General features: G+C 62.5%; 18 protein-coding genes. 16 read left to right on the top strand and 2 right to left on the bottom strand.

The features are described from left to right. Positions 1-359: 359 nt before the first annotated feature. From V6M39_RS09195 to V6M39_RS09120, 16 genes are all read left to right on the top strand, one after another. Complete coding sequence (locus V6M39_RS09195; RefSeq protein ID WP_332643521.1) at positions 360-2,597, top strand: BNR-4 repeat-containing protein; 2,238 nt, start codon at positions 360-362, stop codon at positions 2,595-2,597. 228 nt (positions 2,598-2,825) lie between these two features. Beyond that, entirely contained in the window at positions 2,826-4,145 is a 1,320-nt protein-coding gene (gene glnT / locus V6M39_RS09190; protein WP_332643520.1) for a type III glutamate--ammonia ligase, read from the top strand. A 24-nt stretch (positions 4,146-4,169) separates the two neighbouring features. Then, positions 4,170-5,066: a hypothetical protein gene (locus V6M39_RS09185; protein WP_332643519.1), complete on the top strand. Its 897-nt coding sequence runs from the start codon at positions 4,170-4,172 to the stop codon at positions 5,064-5,066. Continuing rightward, entirely contained in the window at positions 5,054-5,779 is a 726-nt protein-coding gene (locus tag V6M39_RS09180) for a hypothetical protein (protein WP_332643518.1), read from the top strand. The genes V6M39_RS09185 and V6M39_RS09180 overlap by 13 nt, the downstream gene beginning before the upstream one ends. A 14-nt stretch (positions 5,780-5,793) precedes the next feature. After that, complete coding sequence (locus V6M39_RS09175; protein ID WP_332643517.1) at positions 5,794-7,125, top strand: FMN-binding glutamate synthase family protein; 1,332 nt, start codon at positions 5,794-5,796, stop codon at positions 7,123-7,125. Beyond that, complete coding sequence (locus V6M39_RS09170) at positions 7,122-8,303, top strand: NAD(P)/FAD-dependent oxidoreductase (protein ID WP_332643516.1); 1,182 nt, start codon at positions 7,122-7,124, stop codon at positions 8,301-8,303. Before V6M39_RS09175 ends, V6M39_RS09170 begins: the two co-directional genes overlap by 4 nt. Beyond that, entirely contained in the window at positions 8,303-8,749 is a 447-nt protein-coding gene (locus V6M39_RS09165; protein WP_332643515.1) for a HutD/Ves family protein, read from the top strand. Before V6M39_RS09170 ends, V6M39_RS09165 begins: the two co-directional genes overlap by 1 nt. Then, a complete protein-coding gene (locus V6M39_RS09160) occupies positions 8,746-10,026 on the top strand; it encodes an allantoate amidohydrolase (RefSeq protein ID WP_332643514.1) in 1,281 nt (426 codons plus the stop codon). The genes V6M39_RS09165 and V6M39_RS09160 overlap by 4 nt, the downstream gene beginning before the upstream one ends. A gap of 9 nt (positions 10,027-10,035) precedes the next feature. Further along, positions 10,036-10,686 (top strand): helix-turn-helix domain-containing protein, encoded by a 651-nt coding sequence (locus tag V6M39_RS09155; protein ID WP_332643513.1) that lies wholly within the window; start codon positions 10,036-10,038, stop codon positions 10,684-10,686. Positions 10,687-10,713: 27 nt separating this feature from the next. After that, complete coding sequence (locus V6M39_RS09150) at positions 10,714-13,038, top strand: FdhF/YdeP family oxidoreductase (RefSeq protein ID WP_332643512.1); 2,325 nt, start codon at positions 10,714-10,716, stop codon at positions 13,036-13,038. Next, entirely contained in the window at positions 13,035-13,850 is an 816-nt protein-coding gene (fdhD, locus tag V6M39_RS09145; RefSeq protein WP_332643511.1) for a formate dehydrogenase accessory sulfurtransferase FdhD, read from the top strand. The genes V6M39_RS09150 and fdhD overlap by 4 nt, the downstream gene beginning before the upstream one ends. After that, complete coding sequence (locus V6M39_RS18065) at positions 13,847-14,338, top strand: CBS domain-containing protein (RefSeq protein ID WP_442880747.1); 492 nt, start codon at positions 13,847-13,849, stop codon at positions 14,336-14,338. The genes fdhD and V6M39_RS18065 overlap by 4 nt, the downstream gene beginning before the upstream one ends. Before the next feature lie 335 nt (positions 14,339-14,673). Beyond that, positions 14,674-14,988, top strand: a complete 315-nt coding sequence (locus V6M39_RS09135; protein ID WP_332643509.1) for a hypothetical protein — start codon at positions 14,674-14,676, stop codon at positions 14,986-14,988. A 524-nt stretch (positions 14,989-15,512) separates the two neighbouring features. Beyond that, positions 15,513-15,884: a hypothetical protein gene (locus V6M39_RS09130; protein WP_332643508.1), complete on the top strand. Its 372-nt coding sequence runs from the start codon at positions 15,513-15,515 to the stop codon at positions 15,882-15,884. 146 nt (positions 15,885-16,030) lie between these two features. Next, entirely contained in the window at positions 16,031-17,758 is a 1,728-nt protein-coding gene (locus V6M39_RS09125) for a SulP family inorganic anion transporter (RefSeq protein ID WP_332643507.1), read from the top strand. Between the two features lie 109 nt (positions 17,759-17,867). Then, a complete protein-coding gene (locus tag V6M39_RS09120) occupies positions 17,868-20,150 on the top strand; it encodes a beta-glucosidase family protein (protein WP_332643506.1) in 2,283 nt (760 codons plus the stop codon). A 2-nt stretch (positions 20,151-20,152) separates the two neighbouring features. On the opposite strand, the gene V6M39_RS09115 is transcribed toward V6M39_RS09120, so the two are convergent. Beyond that, positions 20,153-20,995, bottom strand: coding sequence for a thioesterase family protein (locus tag V6M39_RS09115; RefSeq protein WP_332643505.1), 843 nt, complete (start codon positions 20,993-20,995; stop codon positions 20,153-20,155). Positions 20,996-21,024: 29 nt separating this feature from the next. Further along, positions 21,025-21,484 (bottom strand): PD-(D/E)XK nuclease family protein (locus tag V6M39_RS09110; RefSeq protein WP_332643504.1); only part of this gene is annotated, 460 nt, incomplete at its 5' end.

Below are 21,484 nucleotides of genomic sequence, written 5' to 3'. Positions count from 1 at the left end.
CAAATAGTCAAACGTTTGTGTAGCGTGACGTGCATCACGTTTGCGTTGTAAATGCACCCCAGTTGATGCTCATTCCGCCTATTCGGTCATACGAATGAACTGGGATCTCGTGGCGTGGGGTCAAAGTCACTTAGGAGAGTCGAATGCACGTCAGGCCGATACTTGATGAAAGAGATGCACGAGGATCAAAGAGCAGATTGTGGGCACGTCGGCGTATGGCCGGTCTCGGTCTATTGAGTGCGCTGGGCCTTGTGCTGAGCGTGCTCGCGGGAGTGGCGAACGGGGCTAACGGTGTCAACGACAGTACGGACACGTCGTTGACTGTTGATGGTGACACGCATTGGTTCAACGCGAACTCTATGGTCAGCTACGGCGCCTATCAGTACTCGGCGTACTGGGATGCTGCGGACGTCACGACTGGAGATATCTATCTCAAGGTCACGCGGCGCAAGCTGTCAGACAACAGCCTGCAGTCGGTTCGCCTTGACGGTACCGGCGGGGCTATCACCGAAGCGCTCGCTAACGTCAACGACGGCCACAACACGGTGATTTTGGGCATCAGCCCGAAAGACGGCCGTGTCCACATGAGCTTCAGCGCGCACAGCGCTCCTCATCACTACATCAAGTCCAGCTCGGGGTGCATGACGCAGACGACGTTTAGCAGTGGCACTTGCACGTTCACGTCGAGCAGCTCGCAGGCGAGCCCGACGACGGAGGACAGACTCACGTATCCGCAGTACTTCAATGATGCGGACGGCGACCTCTACATGGGGTATCGGCACAGGTCCAGCGACAACAGTGACTACTACTTGAACAAGTACAACAACAATGGCACGTGGACCTCGATGGGGATGGTGTTCCACGGCTACAACGCCGGTCAGGACTGGGATGCCGATGGGCCTGCCGGTCCGATCGGCAACTCAACCCATCGCGGTATCTACCCGTGGTCGTGGCGGTTCGATGTCAATGACCGCCTTCATGTGATGTGGAACTGGCGCGAGAGCCCGCAGGAAGCCGCGGGTCTCTCGGTGCAGCATGACGTGTACTACGCGTACAGCGATGACTACGGGGTGACGTGGAAGAACAACAACGCCACGACGGTCGGCACCATTGACAGTGACCCGATTACGGTGCTGGACACCTCGACGATGGTGTTGTCTGTGCCCGGCGGTTATTGGCTGGGCGCTGGGATCATGGAGCTGGATTCGAACAATCAGCCGCACGCTTCGATCCCGTACTCCGATGTCCAGACGCTGGTGCAGGCCGAGGCGAACATGCGTCAGGCGCACTTCTGGCGGACGGCGGATGGGACCTGGTCCAAGCAGTTCATCCAGCCCACCGGTGACGGTTTGCCGATGGCGTACGGCGGCGCCATGCTTTTCGATGGTGCTGATGACGCCCACTACTTCTACGCTCAGTACGACCGTGACTGGACGCCGTGGAACTCAGACATCTACGACCAGGATGAGTTGCCGTATGAGAATGTCACCAACCAAGATGACGGGACGCAGAAGTATCTGAACATCGTTCCCCACACGGCGGCGACGGCGATCGATTCTGAACGCTTGATCGGGATCCCGATCACGACCGCGAGCGGAGCCAACAACAACCGCAAGATCACGGTGCGGATGAAGAACAACACGGCTGCCACGACGTTCAAGGTGTACTGGACAACAGAGGCGTCTCAGGCTTACAGCGAAAGCAAGGGCCAGTCGTTCACGATCACCGCGAACGACGCGTCGTGGAAGACGTACACGTTCACGGTCAGCGACGCTGACTGGACCGGCACGCTGCGCAACCTAGAGCTCAACCCGGTTGGTCAGACCGATGTCAGCGGACCGGGCAAGGACGTCAGGATCGACTACGTCCGCATCCAGGACGACCAGACCACACCCAACGTGGCCAAGGCCTGGGAGTTCAACTCGGGCATGACCATCAAGGAGGCTGTGGCAGACGCGGACTCCAACTGGTCAACGTGGAACATTTCGACGATCCTGCCCGACGTCAACGACTCGGTGAACGACGCGATCGGCCGCCTCGATATCGACCTCTACAACAACGGCTCGCGCAAGGTCGACTTCATGCTCCTGGAGCAAGGCGTGCCCGGCATCGAGAAGTCGGTACTGCACGAGTTCACGATCGACGGTGACACAACAGCCAAGGACTGGAACTTCCCCGTCGACAAGCAGGGCTGGACCGACGGCGGCGACATCAGCGGCTTCGGCTACTTCTTCGACTTCGGCCCTGGGAGTGTCGGTGCCACGATCACCGGGGCCGACTCGGCCATCGTGTCGGCACCCAACCTTGCCAGGAGGATCGGAACCGCCAACAAGATCGTCGTGCGGATGAAGAACGGTTCAAACGCCGCGACGGCGAAGATCTACTTCATCACCAACAGCAGCACCAGCTGGAACGAGACGAAATCCAAATCGTTCTCGATTGATCCGAACTCCGGCTACACCGAATACACCGTCGACATGACCGGCGTCAGTGGATGGGACTCGACAAAGATCCTGCGTCAACTGCGACTCGATCCCGCCAACGACGCAACCACAACCGGCACATTCAGGGTCGACCGCATCCACATCAAACCCTAAAGATGTCCGCACGACCGGCCCGCCCCTCACGGGGCGGGCCGACCGTGCGATCGCTGGTGCCGACGGTCGGGCACTACTTCCGCCATGTGTCGGCATCGCAATCTGGGGCGACTTGCCGAGTGAGATGTAACGTCGGCGAAATCTAGCGCTATCTACTGGCAGTAGAATCTGGTTCATAACCGTAGACTAGGGTCGTCGCAGCTTGCGGATCGTATTGAGGAGACAAGCATGAGTCACGGGTCAAATTTGGCCGAGCTTGCCAAGGAGGCCGGCACGACGTTCATCCTTGCGCTGTTTGTGGATTTGACGGGCAAGCCGTGCGCCAAGCTCGTGCCGGTTGAGGCGGTCGAAGAGCTGCAGAGCGAGGGTGTCGGATTTGCTGGGTATGCGGCGGGAGCTATGGGCCAGGAGCCGAAGGATCCCGACATCATGGCAATCCCGGATCCTTCGTCATTTACTCCGATTCCGTTCATCAAGGAGGGCTTGGCGGTAGTCCACTGCGATCCCCACGTTGAGGGCGTCCCGTGGAAGTTCGCGCCGCGGGTGATTCTGCGCAAGATGGTGGAGCGCGCCGAGGATAAGAACCTGTCGGTGTTCGTGGGAGCTGAGGTCGAGTACTTCCTCGTTGGCCGGGACGACCAAGGAAACCTTGTGACGGCGGACCCGTCGGACAATGCCAGCAGGCCGTGTTACGACGCCCGCGGAGTGACCCGCATGTTCGACCATCTCGCAGCCGTGTCAAAGGGCATGAACCAGCTCGGGTGGGCAAACTACGCCAACGATCACGAAGACGGCAACGGACAGTTCGAGCAGAACTTCGCCTATGCCGACGCGTTGACCACTGCCGACCGAGTAGTCACTCTGCGGTACCTGATATCGATGCTGGCCGAGCAACGCGGAATGACTGCGACGTTCATGCCAAAGCCTTTCGGCGACCGCACCGGCAACGGCTTGCATATGCATCTTTCGCTGTGGAGCGACGGTGAGCCTCTGTTTCCCAGCGCGACCGATGAACGCGGTCTCGGACTCTCGCCGCTCGCGTACTCGTTCATCGCCGGCGTGCTGGAGCATGCCAGCGCGCTCCAGGCTGTCATCGCACCAACGGTCAATTCCTACAAGCGGACCGGTGCTGTCTCCACGACGTCGGGTGCCTCGTGGGCTCCACGATTGCCGACATACGGGGGCAACGACCGCACACATCTCGTCAGAGTTCCTGATGGCAACCGAATTGAGTTGCGGGGTGGCGACGGGTCCGCGAATCCTTATCTTGCCGCTGCTGGCGCACTCGGTGCCGGGCTGGATGGAATTGAGAGGAGCCTCGATCCGGGAGCGCCGGGCGGAGACGCCGGCAGTCCCCGAGCGGCCCTCCCGCTGACATTGCTGCACGCGATCGAAGCCCTCGAAGCCGACTCCGCGATCTGTGGGGTCCTCGACTCGGTGGGTCCAGACGTCGCCGCGTATTTCGCCAACCTCAAGCGTGAGGAGTTCTTCACCTGGCACAGCCACGTCAGCGCCTGGGAAGTTGACCAGTACCTCACGGCCTTCTGAGCCGGTCAAGGATAGGAGACACGAATGTGTGGAATTGTCGGACTTCACCTAAGGAACCCCGATCTCTATCCCAGGCTCGGCGTGTTGCTAACTGAGATGCTCTGCGAAATGCAGGACCGAGGTTCAGACTCAGCGGGTGTCGCAGTGTACGGAGACCCGCGGTGGTCCCCTCCCGGCCACGCGACCGTTTCGATCCTGGATATGTCCCTCGGAGAAGACGAGCTTGCGAAGGCGGTCGGCGACGTTCTCGGCGATCGTGTCGAAGTGGTCGACTCGGCTCCGACGTTCGTCGTACATGCGCCCGTATCAGTTGAGGCTTTGAGGGCGGCTGTTCAAGAGGCCGTGCCGGAGGCGCTGGTGATCGGCTTCGGACAAGACGTGGCAGTTCTCAAAGGCGTCGGGCATCCCCGTGATCTCGCCACGCGATTCGGGTTGGAGCATGCACAAGGTTGGCAAGGAGTGGGGCACACCAGGATGGCAACTGAATCGGCGGTAAGCCCGGCGGGCTGCCATCCATACGCTGTCGGCCCGGATCAGTGCATGGTTCACAACGGCTCCTTCCACAACTACGCGACGATCCGCCGCAACCTGGTCTCCCGCGGAATGACATTCGACAGCGAGAACGACACGGAGGTTGGGGCTCGATTTGTCGCTCAGTGTCTTGAGGACGGGATGGACGTTGAGACCGCACTGAAAGAACTGTGTCGGACCTTCGATGGGTTCTACACGCTCCTCGTCTCCAACAGGGACTCGTTCGCGGTTGTCCGTGACGCGATCGCGTGCAAGCCGGCTGTCATTGCCGAAACCGACGACTGGGTCGCGATGGCTTCTGAATACAGGGCGCTGGTGGGTCTGCCTGGCATTGAGTCTGCGCGGATCTTCGAGCCAGAGCCAGAGCAGGTTTACGCATGGACACGTTGACCCAGAGCTACACGGAGGACATCAGCATGGCCGACGCTCTTTTGTTTGACCTGACCACGACGAGCCTGCGGGAGGTCAACGCTTCCCTGCACGCCCTCGGCAAGGGCGACACAAAGGTTCGGATTCTGCACCCTGCAGGCAAGCACAGCATCGCCGTGGGTCTTACCGAGCCGGCGAGCGTGACCATTGACGGCCACGTCGGCTACTACGCAGCAGGTATGAATCAAGCCGCCAACGTCCTCATCAACGGGAATGCTGGCGTCGGCGTAGCTGAGAACATGATGAGCGGCTCTGTCTGGGTGAAAGGGAGTGCATCGCAGTCGGCCGGTGCCACGGCGCATGGCGGCCTGTTGGTCATCGAAGGCGGCGCCGCCGCCCGGTGCGGCATATCAATGAAAGGCGTAGACATCGTCGTAGGCGGGAATGTCGGGCACATGAGCGCTTTTATGGCCCAGGCCGGAACGCTCGTTGTTCGTGGGGACGCCGGAGAGGCCCTTGGCGATTCGATCTATGAGGCTCGTATCTACGTCCGTGGCACCGTCGCTTCGCTTGGTGCGGACTGCGTTGCGAAGGATATGGCCGTCGAGCACCACGAGCAGCTCGCTCTGCTGCTGAAAGCTGCAGGCTATGACGACGACACGAGCGAGTACACCCGCTACGGATCATCCCGCGGTTTGTATCACTTCCACGTTGACAACGCCTCCACGTACTGAGCAAGGACATCAACATGACATTGCACATCACCAGACTTCGTGAGTCGGCAACGTTCGACCGAGCGGCTATCGCTGAGATTCAGCGCGCGGCTGAAACGGGCATCTACGACATTCGAGGTTGGGGTGCGAAGCGTCCGCTCCCGCATTTTGACGATCTTCTGTTCCTGGGCGCGAGCATGTCGCGATATCCCCTGGAGGGATACCGGGAGAGATGTGCGACGGACATCGTCTTGGGTGACCGCCACGCGAAATTCCCCCTGCACCTCGACATCCCGGTCACGATCGCTGGCATGAGTTTCGGTGCGCTCTCCGGGCGCGCAAAGGAAGCGCTAGGGCGTGGGGCAAGCGAGGTCGGAACATCAACGACCACTGGTGACGGAGGAATGACTCCGGAAGAGCGTGGGCAGAGCAAGAATCTGGTCTACCAATACCTTCCGTCGCGCTACGGAATGAACCCTGACGATCTGCGTAAGGCAGACGCCATCGAGGTTGTCCTTGGTCAAGGCGCAAAACCTGGCGGCGGCGGAATGCTGTTGGGCCAAAAGATCACGGAGCGGGTCGCCAGAATGCGTACGTTGCCGCAAGGCGTTGACCAGAGAAGTGCCTCTCGCCATCCCGACTGGACCGGCCCTGACGACCTGACAATCAAGATCGCTGAACTTCGGGAGATCACTGACTGGGAGAAGCCGATCTACGTCAAGGTCGGCGCGACGCGGACGTACTACGACGTCAAGCTCGCGGTGCATGCCGGTGCCGACGTCGTCGTGGTCGATGGCATGCAGGGCGGCACTGCGGCGACGCAGGAGGTATTCATCGAGCATGTCGGCATCCCCACACTCGCCGCGATTCCGCAGGCCGTCCAGGCATTGCAAGAGCTCGGCATGCACCGCAAGGTCCAGCTCATAGTGTCGGGCGGCATTCGAACGGGCGCCGATGTCGCGAAAGCCATGGCCCTGGGCGCGGACGCCGTTGCGATCGGCACTGCCGCACTGATCGCGCTGGGCGACAACGACCCTCGTTGGCAGAGTGACTACGAGGCGCTCGGATCATCGGCAGGCTTCTACGACGACTTCCAAGACGGTAAGGACCCTGCTGGGATCACGACCCAGGACCCCGAGCTGCAGATGCGGTTCGATCCCGTCGAAGGAGGGCGTCGACTCGCCAACTACCTCCGCGTACTCACGATGGAGGCACAGACAATTGCGCGCGCATGCGGGAAGTCCCATCTCCAGCATCTCGAGCCAGAGGATCTCGTCGCCATCACGATCGAGGCGGCAGCGATGGCGAGGGTGCCCCTTGCAGGAACATCCTGGATCCCTGGACACGACAATCGAGTCGGCTTGTGAGTGGCGCCAAGGCGATCGTGATCGGCGGCGGCTTGATCGGCCTCTCCATCGCGCGGTCACTCGCCGAACGAGGCCTGACAGACGTCCTGGTCTTGGAGCGGCACCAGCTGGCCGGCGGCGGTACGGGCAAGTCCAGCGGCATTGTTAGGGCGCACTACGGCATCCCGTCGATAGCGGCGATGGCTTGGCGCAGCGTACCTGTCTTCGAGGAGCTCGGCGCCGAGGTGGGCTTCCGCCAGGTCGGCTACACCGTGATCGTGGGAGTCGACAACGCCGAACCACTCAAAGCGAACACTGCTATGCATCAATCGCTGGGCATCGAGGTAGATCTCGTCGACAACGACCGTCTTTCTGCCATGTGGCCGATGATGAACGTGGACGACATCGCCCTGGCTTCGTACGAGCCTCGTGGCGGATTCGCTGACGCCACCCAGCTGGCTCTTCACTACGGCCAGCGAGCCCGGGCCCAAGGGGCGAAGATCCGGCAGAACACCCCGGTCGCCCGAATCCTCACAAAGGGAGAGAAGGTCAGCGGCGTCGAGCTCGCCGATGGTGAGGTGGTGCTCGCCGATCTCGTCATCGTGGCGTCGGGCTGGTGGTCGGCGAAGCTTCTGGCGGACCTCGGCATCGAGTTCCCTGTCGAGGCGTACCGGTCCGAGCTGCTGATCGTCGACGCGGGCGTGCCGCTGACTGACCTCCCAGTCGTGTCGGACCTCGCGTCACTGCAGTACTGCCGTCTGGAGGGCACCGGACAGTTCTTGGTGGGCAACAGCGATCATGCCGACTTCGCAAAGAAGTTCGTCGACCCCGACAGCTACTCGAATGTCGCGAGCGAGGCGAGTATCGAGACGTACGTTGAGAAGCTGATGCACCGCTTCCCGGGGTTCCCCGAACCGTCGGTCACGCACACATACGCAGGCGTCTACGACGTCCCGCCGGACTGGAACCCGGTCATCGGACACGTCGGCGGTGTCGACGGGCTGATCCTGTGCGCGGGCTTCGCCGGACACGGCTTCAAGATCAGCCCAGCCGTGGGTGATCTCGTGGCGGACTTGGTCCTCGAGGGCGACAGCACCGACAGCGACATTCCCGCCTCGGACTTTCGGCTCGAACGATTCGAGGAGGGCCGGCATCTGACCAGCCTCCACCCGTACGTCGGAGCCGGTGAGATGCGCTGATGCTCGATCCTTCGCGAGTGGAACCGTCTCCGTGGAACAACGGTGCCGGGTCCACCCGCGAGCTGGCGGCTGAGACAGACCCCGACGGTCAGACGCTATGGCGGATCAGCATCGCCTCGCTCGACCATGATGCACCGTTCTCGGTGTTCCCAGGGATGGACCGGCTCTTCGTGGCCCTCGGCCCGCTGCGGCTCACGGTCGACGGTGCGACGTCGGCGATGACCGCTGGCGAGCAGGCCCGATTTGCGGGCGAGGCCGCGGTCGCCATCAGTCTCGACGAGCCGACCACCGCGCTCAACGTGATGACCCGGAGAGGCCGCTACCGCGCGGAAGTGACTCTGCGTGATGCCGATGAGGTCGCTCCTGACGGTGTGGACGCGACAGTCCGACTCGGAAATCGTCACGCCGACGTACGTCTCGGTCGGCAGACGGAGGAAACTAGGTGACGAATTCCCCCACGTCTGTCACCCAGCTGCTTGGCGAGATCCGCGACGTCGGTCAGGACAAGCAGCGCGGCGGGTACTCGCGATTCACATTCACCTCCGCCGAGCTCGAGCTGCGCGAGTGGTTCGTCGCCGAGGCGCAGCGGCGCTCGATGGATGTCGAGGTCGATCGCAATGGACTCATCTGGGCCTGGCGTGCAGGCGCGGGCGGTTCGTTGGACGATGCGATCGTGACCGGGAGCCATCTCGACTCGGTGCCCGGAGGCGGTGAGTTCGACGGGCCGCTGGGCATCGCTTCGGCGCTCGCAGCCGTCGACATTATGGATTTCCGCGGAGTCGTCCCCGATCGGCCGTTGGCTGTCGTTGCCTTCCCCGAGGAGGAGGGTGGGCGGTTCGGGCTGGCTTGTCTGGGATCACAGCTCATGACGGGGGCGGTCAACCCTGATCGAGCCCGCAATCTCCGCGATTCCGACGGAAACTCCTATGCGGACGCGTTCGCACGAGCAGGTCTCGACCCGGCCCACATGGGCCGTGACGACGAAGCGCTCCGGCGCATCACGGCGTTCGTCGAGTTGCATGTCGAGCAGGGCCGCGGCCTGATCGACCTGTCCCAGCCGGTCGCGATCGGATCATCCATCTTGGGACACGGTCGCTGGCGCCTGACGGTCATCGGCGAGGGCAACCATGCCGGTGCCACCCGAATGGCGGATCGTCGTGACCCCATGGTGGCGGCCGGGCTGATCATCAGCGCCGTACGGGACATCGCGACGGCCTTTGACGAGGCCCGCGCAACGGTCGGCCGCATACATCCGATTCCTGGCGGAACCAATGTCATCGCCTCACGAGTCGATGTATGGCTGGATGCCCGTCACCCGGACGATGCAGTCACGGCCGAACTCGTCGGGGCGATCCACGATCGTGCCCGGGCTCTCGCAGAGGCCGAAGGGTGCGAGGTCGTGATGGTGGAGGAATCGCTAAGCAACTCAGTGAACTTTGACCCGAGACTACGTACCCAATTGGAGGCGGTACTGCCCGACGCGCCAGTCCTGGGGACCGGCGCGGGACACGACGCGGGCGTGCTCAGCACCGAGGTGCCCACGGCGATGCTCTTCGTACGCAATCCAACCGGCGTATCTCATTCGCCGTACGAGCAGATCGAAGACGCTGATGCGGAGTCTGGTGCTCTCGCTCTTGCGGATGTACTTGAGAACCTACTCGGTTCCAGTTCGCCCGTGCCCGGAGCGGCGCGAACATCTATTCATGAGCAGCGACGACGTTAGACTCCACGCGTGTCCGATGACGACCCACTGCTACGAAACGCCGCCGGTAGCGCGCGCGACCGCGACCGTTCCGAGCCTCTTGAATCGAAGGTACTCGAGCAAGCCATTGCCCTCAACGTTCGCAACCTCCGATTGCAATCGGGGTTGTCGGTCGCAGACATGGCTGACCGAATCGGCATCTCGAAAGCAATGATGTCGAAGATCGAAAACGCGCAAACGTCGTGCAGCCTGGCAACGCTCCAGAGGCTGGCGCGGGGCCTTGACGCACCTGTGACAGCGCTTGTGAGGGGAGCCGACTCGGATCGCGAAGCGGTCTACACGGAAGCCGGGGGAGGGCTGCGCATCGCGCGAAACGGGACGCAGGCGGGTCATGAGTACGAGCTCCTTGGGGCATTGCGAGGCCAACACAAGCGGCTTGAGTCTTTGATGGTCACATTGAATGAAGACAGTCAGACCTATCCGTTGTTCCAGCACCCCGGTACGGAATTCATCCACATGCTTGAGGGAGAGATGGTGTACGGGCATGGTCGACAGACGTATCGCTTGGCTCCCGGCGACTCCCTTCAGTTCGATGGCGAAGGTTCACACGGGCCGGTCGAGCTGACCGTTCTGCCGATCAGATTTCTGTCGATCATCGCTTTTCCCGATGCCTCCGTGTGAGCGTGAGCCCTAAGGATGGTGGAGTGAATGCCTGACCATGGGGGAGAAGCCACATCGTTCAGTTCTGACGGTTTTGGCCGATCCAGCGAAGACGAAGTCGACATACACGGTCCGAAGAGCGCGGCCGCCGGTGTCAAAGGTGTTCGCGTCGCCCTCCAGCGGGCGGTCCGCCACATGGGACTGAGGCGTTCAGTCACAGCGTTGACCGCAATGAACCAAGTTCACGGTTTTGACTGCATGAGTTGCGCATGGCCCGACCCTGATCCCGAGCATAGGCACAGGGCCGAGTTCTGCGAGAACGGTGCCAAGGCTGTTGCCGAGGAGGCAACTCGAAAACGTGCCGACCCCGAGTTCTTCGCCCGGCATTCGATCGCAGAGTTGAACTCACACGATGAGTACTGGCTTGGTCAAGCAGGTCGGATCACCCACCCAATGGTCAAACGCCCTGGAGCGACTCACTACGACCCGATCGACTGGGGGGACGCGTTCGAGCTGATCGCTACGCACTTGCAATCCCTCGCTTCGCCCGACGAGGCGGTCTTCTACACGTCTGGTCGCGCCTCGAACGAGGCCGCATTCATCTATCAGCTCTTCGTCCGTGCGTTCGGCACGAACAACCTGCCGGATTGCTCGAACATGTGCCACGAGTCAACCGGAGTGGCCCTGGGTGAATCGATTGGTTTTGGTAAAGGCAGCGTCAGTCTTCGCGATATCTACGACGCAGAGTTGATTGTGATTGCCGGCCAGAATCCGGGAACCAACCATCCACGCATGCTCTCGGCGCTGGAGACCGCGAAGCGGCGCGGAGCCAAGATCATCTCGATCAACCCGTTGCGTGAGGCTGGCCTCGTCAACTTTCGCAACCCACAGCGTGTGCGCGGTGTGCTCGGTCGCGGAACGGACCTTTCCGACCTCCACCTGCCGATCAAGCTGAACGGCGATCTGGCGCTGTTCCAGGCGATCGGATCGTTGCTAGTCGAATGGGACGCGATCGATCATGAATTTGTCGAGACGCATACGTCGGGCTTCGAGGCGTGGTCCACACACGTTCGCGAAGTCGATTGGGAGACGGTGACGCTCGCCACGGGACTCTCGCGGCAACAAATCACGGCTGCGGCCGAGATGATCCGTGACTCGAACGCCACCACCTATTGCTGGGCTATGGGACTCACCCAACACCGCAACTCAGTGGCGACCATCAAAGAGGTGGTCAACCTGGCGTTGGTTCGAGGAGACATCGGCAAGCGTGGGGCCGGTCTGTGTCCGGTTCGAGGTCACTCGAACGTGCAAGGCGACCGAACCATGGGGATCTACGAGAAACCGAGCTCTGACTTCCTCGACGCCCTCGAGCGCGAGTTCAACTTCGTTGCACCACGAAAGCACGGACACGATGTCGTCGAGTCAATTCGCGCCATGCGCGACGGACGAGCGAAGGTCTTCATCTGCCTAGGAGGCAACTTCCTGCATGCAGCGCCTGACACGGCTGTCACTGCAGAGGCGCTTCGAGCCACCGACCTGACCGTGCAGATCTCGACCAAGCTGAACCGATCGCACCTGGTGACCGGCGGTACCGCGCTGATTCTGCCGACACTCGGCCGCACAGAGATTGACACTCAGACAGCTGGACCGCAATACGTCACTGTCGAGGACTCGATGTCTTCAGTCCATGCATCGCGCGGTGTCCTGAAGCCGGCGTCCGAGCACCTGCGCAGCGAGGTCGCGATCGTCGCAGGTATGGCGGGGGCAACACTTCGCGGATCGAACGGCCCGGCTATCCGAGACATCGCCTGGGATGAAATGGCTGGCGACTACGGAGTGATCCGGGATCACATCTCGCGTGTCGTGCCGGGCTTCGAAGACTTTTCAGCGCGTGCCGATCGCGCAGGTGGCTTCGTCCTACCTCATCCGCCGCGGGACTCGCTCACATTTGCCACGTCGACCGGCCGCGGAATCCTCTCCGTTTCTCCGATCGACGTACTCCACGTTCCCGACGGGCACCTCGTGCTTCAGACGCTTCGAAGCCACGATCAGTTCAACACCACGATCTATGGCTTCTCCGACCGGTACAGAGGCATCGAGAACGGTCGGCGAGTTGTATTCGTGCACCCTGACGACATAGAGGAAATGGGTCTCGCCGACGGGTCGATCGTCGATCTTCATTCAGTGTGGCGAGATGACGTGGAGCGGATTGCGCCGCGGTTCCGGGTGGTGGCTTATGACACCCCTCGCGGTTCAGCCGCCGCCTATTACCCCGAGACGAACCCTCTTGTGCCTTTGGATTCGACGGCACTCGACAGCAACACCCCAACGTCGAAATCCGTCATCATCCGACTGGTGGCGAGCGCACCGTGATTCCAGCGAGTGTCACGAGAACTGTCACGACGGTTGGTCTGATCGGACGACAAGACCGATCGGATGAGCTGGCATCCGAGGCGCCGCTTGAGATCCGGGTCAACGCTCGCGGCTACGCCGTGACGATGAGAACCCCCGGAAATGACGTCGAGCTCTCCGCCGGATTCCTGGTCTCGGAAGGGCTGGTGGCGGGTCCTGACGACCTTCTTTCAGTTGACGTCCTAGCCGAAGTCGAAGGCGATGTCATCGACGCGAAGGTGGCAGGTCCTGGAGCACTGGTCGCGATGGACCGTCAGCGCAACATTTACACCACCAGTTCGTGTGGAGTGTGTGGACTCGCATCAATTGAGGCAGTGCGGACGACGTCTCGCTTTGAACTGCACGACAACACGTTGACCGTGGCGGCCGACCTTGTGGCGCAGCTTCCCGGTCGTCTGCAAAGCGCCCAGCGCTTGTTCGAATCCACGGGCGGAGTCCACGCAGCTGGACTGTTCGACGTTGGCGACGATTCCGTCGTGGTTCGCGAGGACGTGGGACGCCACAACGCTGTAGACAAGGTCGTCGGTCATGCGGCATTGGAGGGGCGTCTCCCGCTGTCGAACTGCGTCTTGCAGGTCTCCGGGCGGGCGTCGTTTGAGCTTGTCCAAAAGGCCGCGATGGCAGGTGTGCCGATCCTCGCCGCGGTCAGTGCGCCGTCAGCGCTCGCAGTTGAGTTGGCCGAGGCGCTCGGTATCACGCTGATTGGGTTCTCGCGAGAGTCGTCGTTCAATATCTATAGCCACGGTCATCGGGTGACTGGAGCTCTCTCATGACCGAAAGTCTGGTCGGCCGCGCTGGTCCCAGCCGGCTGCTCTTGGATGCCGGACAATGCGCCAAGGTTGCTGACGCGATGATCACCGAGGTCAAGGTGTTTGGTCTCGATACGACCGTCGGAGACGTTCGAGCATTCTTCGCGGATGAACATGTGCATCTCGTCGTCGTCGACGACGGCAGTCGAGTGGTCACGACGATCGAGCGCAGCGATATTCCAGGTGAGTGTGACGCCCGCAGCTTGGCGAGAGGTCTCGGCACGTTGGAAGGTCGCCGCGTGGATCCAGACGAAGATCTCGGGGTAGTTCGCAGTCATATGGTCGAAATGGCAAGCCGACGCTTTGTTGTGCTCGACAGGTATGAGCACCTCGTTGGATTGTTGTGCCTCAAGAGACATGGGCGAGGGTTCTGTCGTGACGAGGACGTGCAAGCTCGGCTTGCCGAGCGGCCAAGTGCCAAACCGCGCGCCCCCGGCGCGCCCCCAGGGTGAGCGTCGAGGCAACCGGTGGGCTCGGTGGAACTGGAATCACAAGGAAGAACCAGTTGAGCAATCTCTCGTTGTGAAGAGGTTCTCCGGTTCGGACGCCTTATGAACGCTGACCCGCAGTGTGTCCATAAGGTGCCAGGTCCACGTCGGAGTCGCATCACGGCGCCGACCGATTGTTATCCGTGTGGACATTGATCGCTCCACACGTTTGTCCACAGAAATGGGAGAGGCTCTGGCCGCGGGGTGCAGGTCGGCCGAAGGTGAGGATGCACCCAAACGGAGGACATTTCATCACCCACATCGGCTCAGCGATCAGTCCCGAACTCGAGGAAGCAATCATGCGAGCTGGCGACCTGCTCGCGTCGCTGCACGAGCAGACACGCCTCACGGACAAGTCGGGTATGGACGCGCGACAGGCGCACGCTTTGAACGACGCCTCGTCGATGGCGTTATGGGGGACAGTTGCGGCAGCGCACTTCGTGACCTCTAGACGCTGCGGCACGGATCCTGTGTTTGACCTTGAGACTCCGCCTCTCATGTTGGTCACGAGGGCGTACGAGTTGATCAACGAACAGATCGTGGGCATGGTGGACATCGATGTGTTGAGGTTGCTGGATTGGGTCGGGACGATCCGCGTCGTGCTGAGGCGGTGACCGCGATCCGTGGGCACATTTTGGGCACACTTTGTTGTGATCTAGCGGGATTCGGACACATCACTGTGACACGGATACGTTGGAATTGCAGCAGATTTGCCCATCGCTGCAGGTCGAAAATGGTCGATTTTCGAGTTCAAATCCCACCGCCACCGCCAACGTGAGAAAGCCCCGCCCCGGTCTTGGGCGGGGTTTCTTGCGTTTCCCGTGCCACTGGATTTGAGGCGGAGCTCGGCGAGCTGCGGGAATGCGTAAGGCCCGACCGGGAGGGAGTCCACGGGCCGGGCCTGCATACGCAGAGGGCGGGAGGGAGTTTGCCGTCTACACAATCAGTAACGAGGCCCAAGGGGGCGGGTTACGCGGTCAAGGCCTGTTACTTCGAATGTATGTCGCAGGTGCTCTGGGTGATGAGGCCGACGGCCCTTCTACAGCCCCCATCGGCGGCGAGCGTCTGCATAGGTGAGACGGGTAGCGATCGCGATCTCGTGCCACGATGCGCCGAGCCGCAATGCCTGGGCGACTGCATGATCGAGTTCGGCAGCGTGTTCCGGTCGCCGCGCACTGAACCTGCCCAGTTGAAAGAGAGCGTCGATCGGCGCGACATGCCTTTCCCACTCGGCACGGGTCACCGCGACAACCGTGGCCGGGTATCCCTTGTCTTCGCGGCTGCCGAGATACTCGGCCTGACCAGCCCATCCGCAGCTGCAGCTTGCGCGCCATCGAAGGTGCGACTGTGGCTGCAGGCCCGGTGTGTTTCGGACGATCAGTTCGGGGCGTCCCTCATGACCGGGCGCCTGCGCGAACCAAGCGTGCGCCGGCTCGTCGATGTCGGTCCGAAGCTGATCGCTGTCAGTCATGGGGACGATCGCGCCTTTCGCCGATACCGGTATGCCTGACCGTGCTTCGCAGCGATCACTCTCAAAACCGTACACGACATGAAGAATTCTTCAAGTGATGTACTCTTCAATTGGCACCTTCCAACGGTGCTGACGGAGGAACCCATGACGACGAACGCCTTGCTCGACGAACCGGTTGCAGCCGTGTGAGCACGCTGTCCGAACGTTTTTCAAGACTCCGTGGCTTTGCCGCCGGAACAATCGGCAGCTTCGGATCGAGGCTCGGCGAGCTCGCTCCCGAGCCGGCAGATCTGGCTGCCATGCGAAGAAATCCCAGGCAGGACCTGCTCGCCGGGCTGACGGTCGCTGTGGTGGCGCTTCCGTTGGCGCTCGCGTTCGGCGTCGCCTCGGGCCTCGGCGCCCAAGCTGGCCTGGTGACGGCGGTGATCGCAGGCATCGTCGCCTCCGTGTTTGGGGGTTCCAACCTTCAGGTCTCAGGGCCCACGGGCGCCATGACGGTAGTTCTCGTTCCAGTGGTCCACGCTCACGGAGCGGCTGGTGTTCTGATGGTCGGAGTTATGGCTGGGATTGTCCTGATTGCCATGGCGATGGCGCGTTTTGGCGGGTATGTGCGCTTCCTGCCGGTGCCAGTCATCGAAGGTTTCACTGCGGGGATCGCGGTGGTAATCGCCTTGCAGCAGGTACCAGCGGCGCTGGGCATCACGGATGTCTCCGGAGATCGAGTGTGGCGAAGTGCCGCCGACGCAGTCGGCCAGTTCGCGCACCACCCCCACATCACCCCGTTGGTCGTCGCTCTGGCGGTCGCCGCGTTGATGCTCGTCGGAGCACGCTGGAAACCGGGCATCCCGTTTTCGCTCATCGGCGTCATCGCCGTGACGATTGTGGGCCGTGTCTTTGACCTGAAGCTGGCACCGCTCGGCCACCTCCCAGCGAGTCTGCCGGCACCGTCGATCGACTTCATCGACCTCGGAGCTGTTGGCTCGCTGATACCTCCTGCGCTGGCGGTTGCGGCGCTTGCTGCGCTCGAGAGCTTGCTCTGTGCAACCGTGGCGGATGGCATGAGTGTCAACGAACGACATGACCCCGATCGTGAGCTGTTCGGCCAGGGCATGGCCAATGTGGTGGTTCCGGTCTTCGGGGGAGTCGCAGCGACCGCTGCGTTGGCCCGTACCGCGGTCAACGTACGAGCCGGTGCACGTTCACGGTTGGCCGCCATCACCCATTCAGTGGTGCTGGTGGTCGTGATCTTCGCTGCCGCACCTCTGGTGTCAGACATTCCGCTCGCCGCACTCGCGGGAGTGCTGTTCGCAACCTGCGTCCGGATGATTGAGGCCGGATCGATACGGACCTTGATGCGCGCGACCCGCTCTGATGCGCTCATCGTTGCGCTGACGTTCACTGTCACTGTTGCCGTCGATCTCGTCACGGCTGTCGGAGTGGGAGTGGGAGTTGCCGTCATCCTGGCCCTACGCGAAGTGGCCCGGAGCGCCCGATTGGAAGTCGTCTCGCTGGAGGCTGGCGATCACAGTGCCGAAGAGCATGCCCTGCTCAGCGAGCACATCGTCGCGTATCGGCTCGACGGCCCGTTGTTCTTCGCCGCCGCGCATCGCGTCCTGCTGGAGCTCCCGGACATCGCCGACGTACAGATTGTGATCCTGCGGATGTCCAGGGTCACCACGATCGACGCCACGGGCGCCCAGGTGCTCGGTGATGCCATCACGAAGCTGGAGCATCGCGGCATTACCGTCATGCTCTCCGGCATCACCGAGCGACATCATGACGTCCTGGCCGCACTGGGCGTCGCGCAGAAGTTGAGGCGCGAAGGTCTGGTGTTCCCTGGGACACCTGAGGCGATCGCCCACGCGCGAGATCTGCTCGCACTCCCCGCCACCACGAAGAACACCGACGTCTGACACGCGCGTTCGTAACGGATCGACGGTAGAACTCGTTACTGGTTCCACGGATTCCTGATGAGCGCGCGGCTCCGCGCCTCAGTCAGTTCCGCCTTGAGGAGGGACGTTCATGCGCGCCAAGCCTGCGAACCCTGGAGGCCGCCTTCTCGGCGGCATGTTTGCGGCATTGGCCGTAGCCACGGCTGCTTCGGTTGTCGCCCTCCCGCCGGCGGCAGCTGAGACCACGGCTGACACCTGCAGCTGGATGGACGCATCCAAGTCCTCGAAGACGCGGGCAAATGAGCTCGTCGCTGCCATGACCCTGGACGACAAGATCCAGATGGTCACCGGCATCGGCATCCTCAACCCCAAGGCCCCGAACAAGGGTGCGTCCGGCGTCATCGTCGGCAACCCGCGACTGTGCATCCCCGACCTCGTCCTCAACGACAGCTCCGGCGGCATCGGGTTCAACCAGAAGGGCACGACCGCCTTCCCCCAGGGCATCACGCAGGCCACGACATGGAACACCGACCTGATCAAGGCGTACGGCGAGGTGCTGGCGGACGAGGCGGTCGTCAAGGGCGTCAACGTCATCCTCGGCCCAGGCCTGAACATGTCGCGCAATCCTCTGGCTGGCCGCAACCTGGAGTACGCGGGCGAGGATCCTCACCTGACGACGCAGATGGGCGTCAGCTTGATTAAAGGAATCCAGTCCACCCCCGGCGTGATGGCCAACGCCAAGCACTTCGTGCTCAACGAGCAGGAGACCGACCGCAAGACCAACTCGTCGGAAGTCGATGAGCGGACACTGCGCGAGATGTACCTCCCGCCCTTCGAGGCCGCCGTCGACGCCGGCGTCGGATCGTTCATGTGCGCGTACAACCGGGTCGACTCGGTCCACGCCTGCGAGAGCAAGGCGCTGATGACTGACCTCCTCAAGAAGGAGATGGGCTTCGACGGCTTCGTGATGAGCGACTGGGGCGCGAACTTCACGACTGCGCAGGCAGCCAACGCCGGTCTGGACATGGAGATGGCCGGCGACGGATATGCCGGAATCTCGTACGCGCAGCCGGCCAAGTGGGGAGCGAAGCTCAAGGCCGCAGTGCAGGACGGTTCGGTGCCGCAGGCGCGCGTGGACGACATGATCCGCCGCATCACGACCCCGATGTTCCGCCTCGGCCTGTTCGAGAACCCGCCGGCCACTGGGGACGCGGCTGACAAAGCGGTCGCGACCACGCCGCAGAGTCTCGCGATGGCGAGGAAGGTCGCCGAAGAGGGCTCGGTCCTGCTCAAGAACTCCGACAAGATCCTCCCGCTGAAGTCGACTGCCAAGAAGATCGCGGTCATTGGTCTGCCGGCCTCGAGGCTCGGCGCGCAGCTCTCGTCGCAGGGCTTCGGTAGCAACCACGTGCCGGTCTTCGGGCTTCACCCAGACGTCTCCCCGCCGCTGACGGCACTGAGGGAGCGGGCCGCGGTCAACGGCACCAACGTCTCGTACGACTCCGGCGCGGTTCCCGCCCTCTCCGGCCTCCTCGCCAAGGGCGCAGACGCAGCGATCGTCTTCGTCGGCAATGCCGAGATCGAGGGTGAGGATCGGCCGAATCTCAAGCCGCGGCAGGCGTACTGCAACCCCTTCCTCGAGGTCCTTCAAGGGCTGGTGAGCCGGTGCTTCGGCATCCCCGGTGACCAGGACGCGCTGGTGAAGGCTGTCGCCGGGGCAAACCCCAACACCATCGTCGTGCTGCAGAACGGAGGCCCGCTGGCCATGCCGTGGCTCGACTCGGTCAATGCGGTCGTCGAGAACTGGTATCCCGGGCAGGTGGACGGCGACGCGATCACCAGCCTCCTGTTTGGTGACTCGAACTTCTCCGGAAAGCTTCCGATCACCTTCCCGAAGCAGGTGGGTGATGGCCCGCTCCGCACGCCCGAGCAGTTCCCTGGTGTGATGGGGGCGGACGGCATCCCGCGCTCCACCTACAGCGAGAAGCTCCTCATCGGCTACCGGTGGTACCAGGCCAAGAACATCAAGCCGCTCTTCCCGTTCGGCTACGGCAAGTCCTACACGTCGTTTGCCTTCTCAGGCCTCACCGTCACTCCCAAGGCCGGCGGTGCCGCGACCGTGAGCGTCAAGGTCACCAACACCGGATCCCGTGCCGGTGCCGAGGTCGCTCAGGCGTACGTCGCCTTCCCGAGCGCAGCAGGTGAGCCGCCTCTGCAGCTCAAGGCGTTCGACAAGGTCTTCCTGAAGCCAGGGCAGTCCTCGCGCGTCACGTTCGAGCTCGACCGCAGTGCCTTCTCGATCTGGAAGGGCAGCTGGACGGTCAAATCCGGCTGCTACACCGTGCGAGTGGGCAACTCGTCGACCAACCTGCCGCTGGCCAAGAAGATCGGGCGCGCCGGAGGAAGCTGCTGACGTCAGCTGTTGGTGTCGACGCGATCGCCGTCGTCGGTGTATTCGATGTTCTCGAAGCTGACCGGGCGCTTGCCGTTGGCGAGTGACGTCACCATCGCGGTACCGAGCGGACCGGCGCGGTCGAAGACCTCAGCGGTTCCGACAGCGATGCCGTCGATCTCGACGCGGTCGGTTGCTGAGAGGCCGACTTCCAGGCTCACGGGCTTGCGGGCGAGCGCGAGGGTGATGTCGGTGTTGATGTACTGAACGCCCTCGGTGCCCCAGTTGACGACCATGCTGGTGCCGTCGGCGATCGCCGCAACGGACTGGAACGGCGTACCGGCTTCACCTTCGACAACGGGCAGTCCGACCTGCCACGTCTGCTTGCGGCCAGCGTTCTGGTGCTCGGGGAACGACTGCGACCAGTCCTCATCGCTTTTGAAGAACGGCACGCGCGGCTGGTCGCTCACGGGTGCGACATCGAGCGGCGGCGGTACGGGGTGCTCCTCGGCGGTCCATACGATGCCGCCTGCGTTCTCCGTCGGAAGCAGGAAGATGCAGCTGGCGCGGGCGACGCGTACGTCTCCCTGCATCAGCGCAGCATCGATCAGTGCGAGGCGCCGGCCCTCGCGAATCACCTCAGTGACGACAGTGCAGGGAGCCATCTTGGCGGGCTGGAACAGGTCGACGGTGTAGCGCGCGGGAACCAAGTCGGTGCGGCCGATCTCGGCCAGCTTGGTCTCCAGGCCACGCGCCAGCGCACCACTCACGGCGACGCCGTGCATCTGGTCCGGGCTCCACATGCTTCGGGCAATGTCACCGGGAACGAGCTGGTCGTTCTCAAGGGTGAACATGGACAAGTTCATGGAGAAAGAGTGGCAGGCCCATGGTTCGACTAGAACGGCGGCGGTGGATCGTCGATCGGATCGAGCACCGGACCGCTGCCGCCGACGGTCTTCTGGAACGCCTCGCTGTCGGGGCACCACTGACTGACGGGGCACCACAGGCAGTGCTCGCCGGGGTTGGTCTCCCAGGTCGAGTCGAAGTGCCACCGACCCGCGGCCGCCGCCAGGTCTTCATTGGCCATCGCGAGCACGTCGCCGTCGTCCAGATCCCACGCGTACATCTCGCTGCCGTCGGGCGTCAGCACCTCGACCTCGACGGTTGCGTCCTGTGCGCCGTACGCATCCTTCAGCCCACTCGAGAGCATCGAGAGCAGGAACGAGATCTGCGTCGTCTGGCCGTAGACCTGCTCGGCTCCGCCCTTGGGCAACGAGCTGCTGGTCTTGAACTCGCGGATGATCAGCCGGTCGCCGATCCGATAGACGAGGTCGGGCTTGGTGACCGTGACGACA

Source organism: Aeromicrobium sp. (assembly GCF_036675695.1).
Classification (GTDB): Bacteria; Actinomycetota; Actinomycetes; order Propionibacteriales; family Nocardioidaceae; genus Aeromicrobium.
The sequence above is the reverse complement of the archived record's forward strand: the minus strand, read 5'-3'. Positions and strand labels throughout refer to the sequence as shown.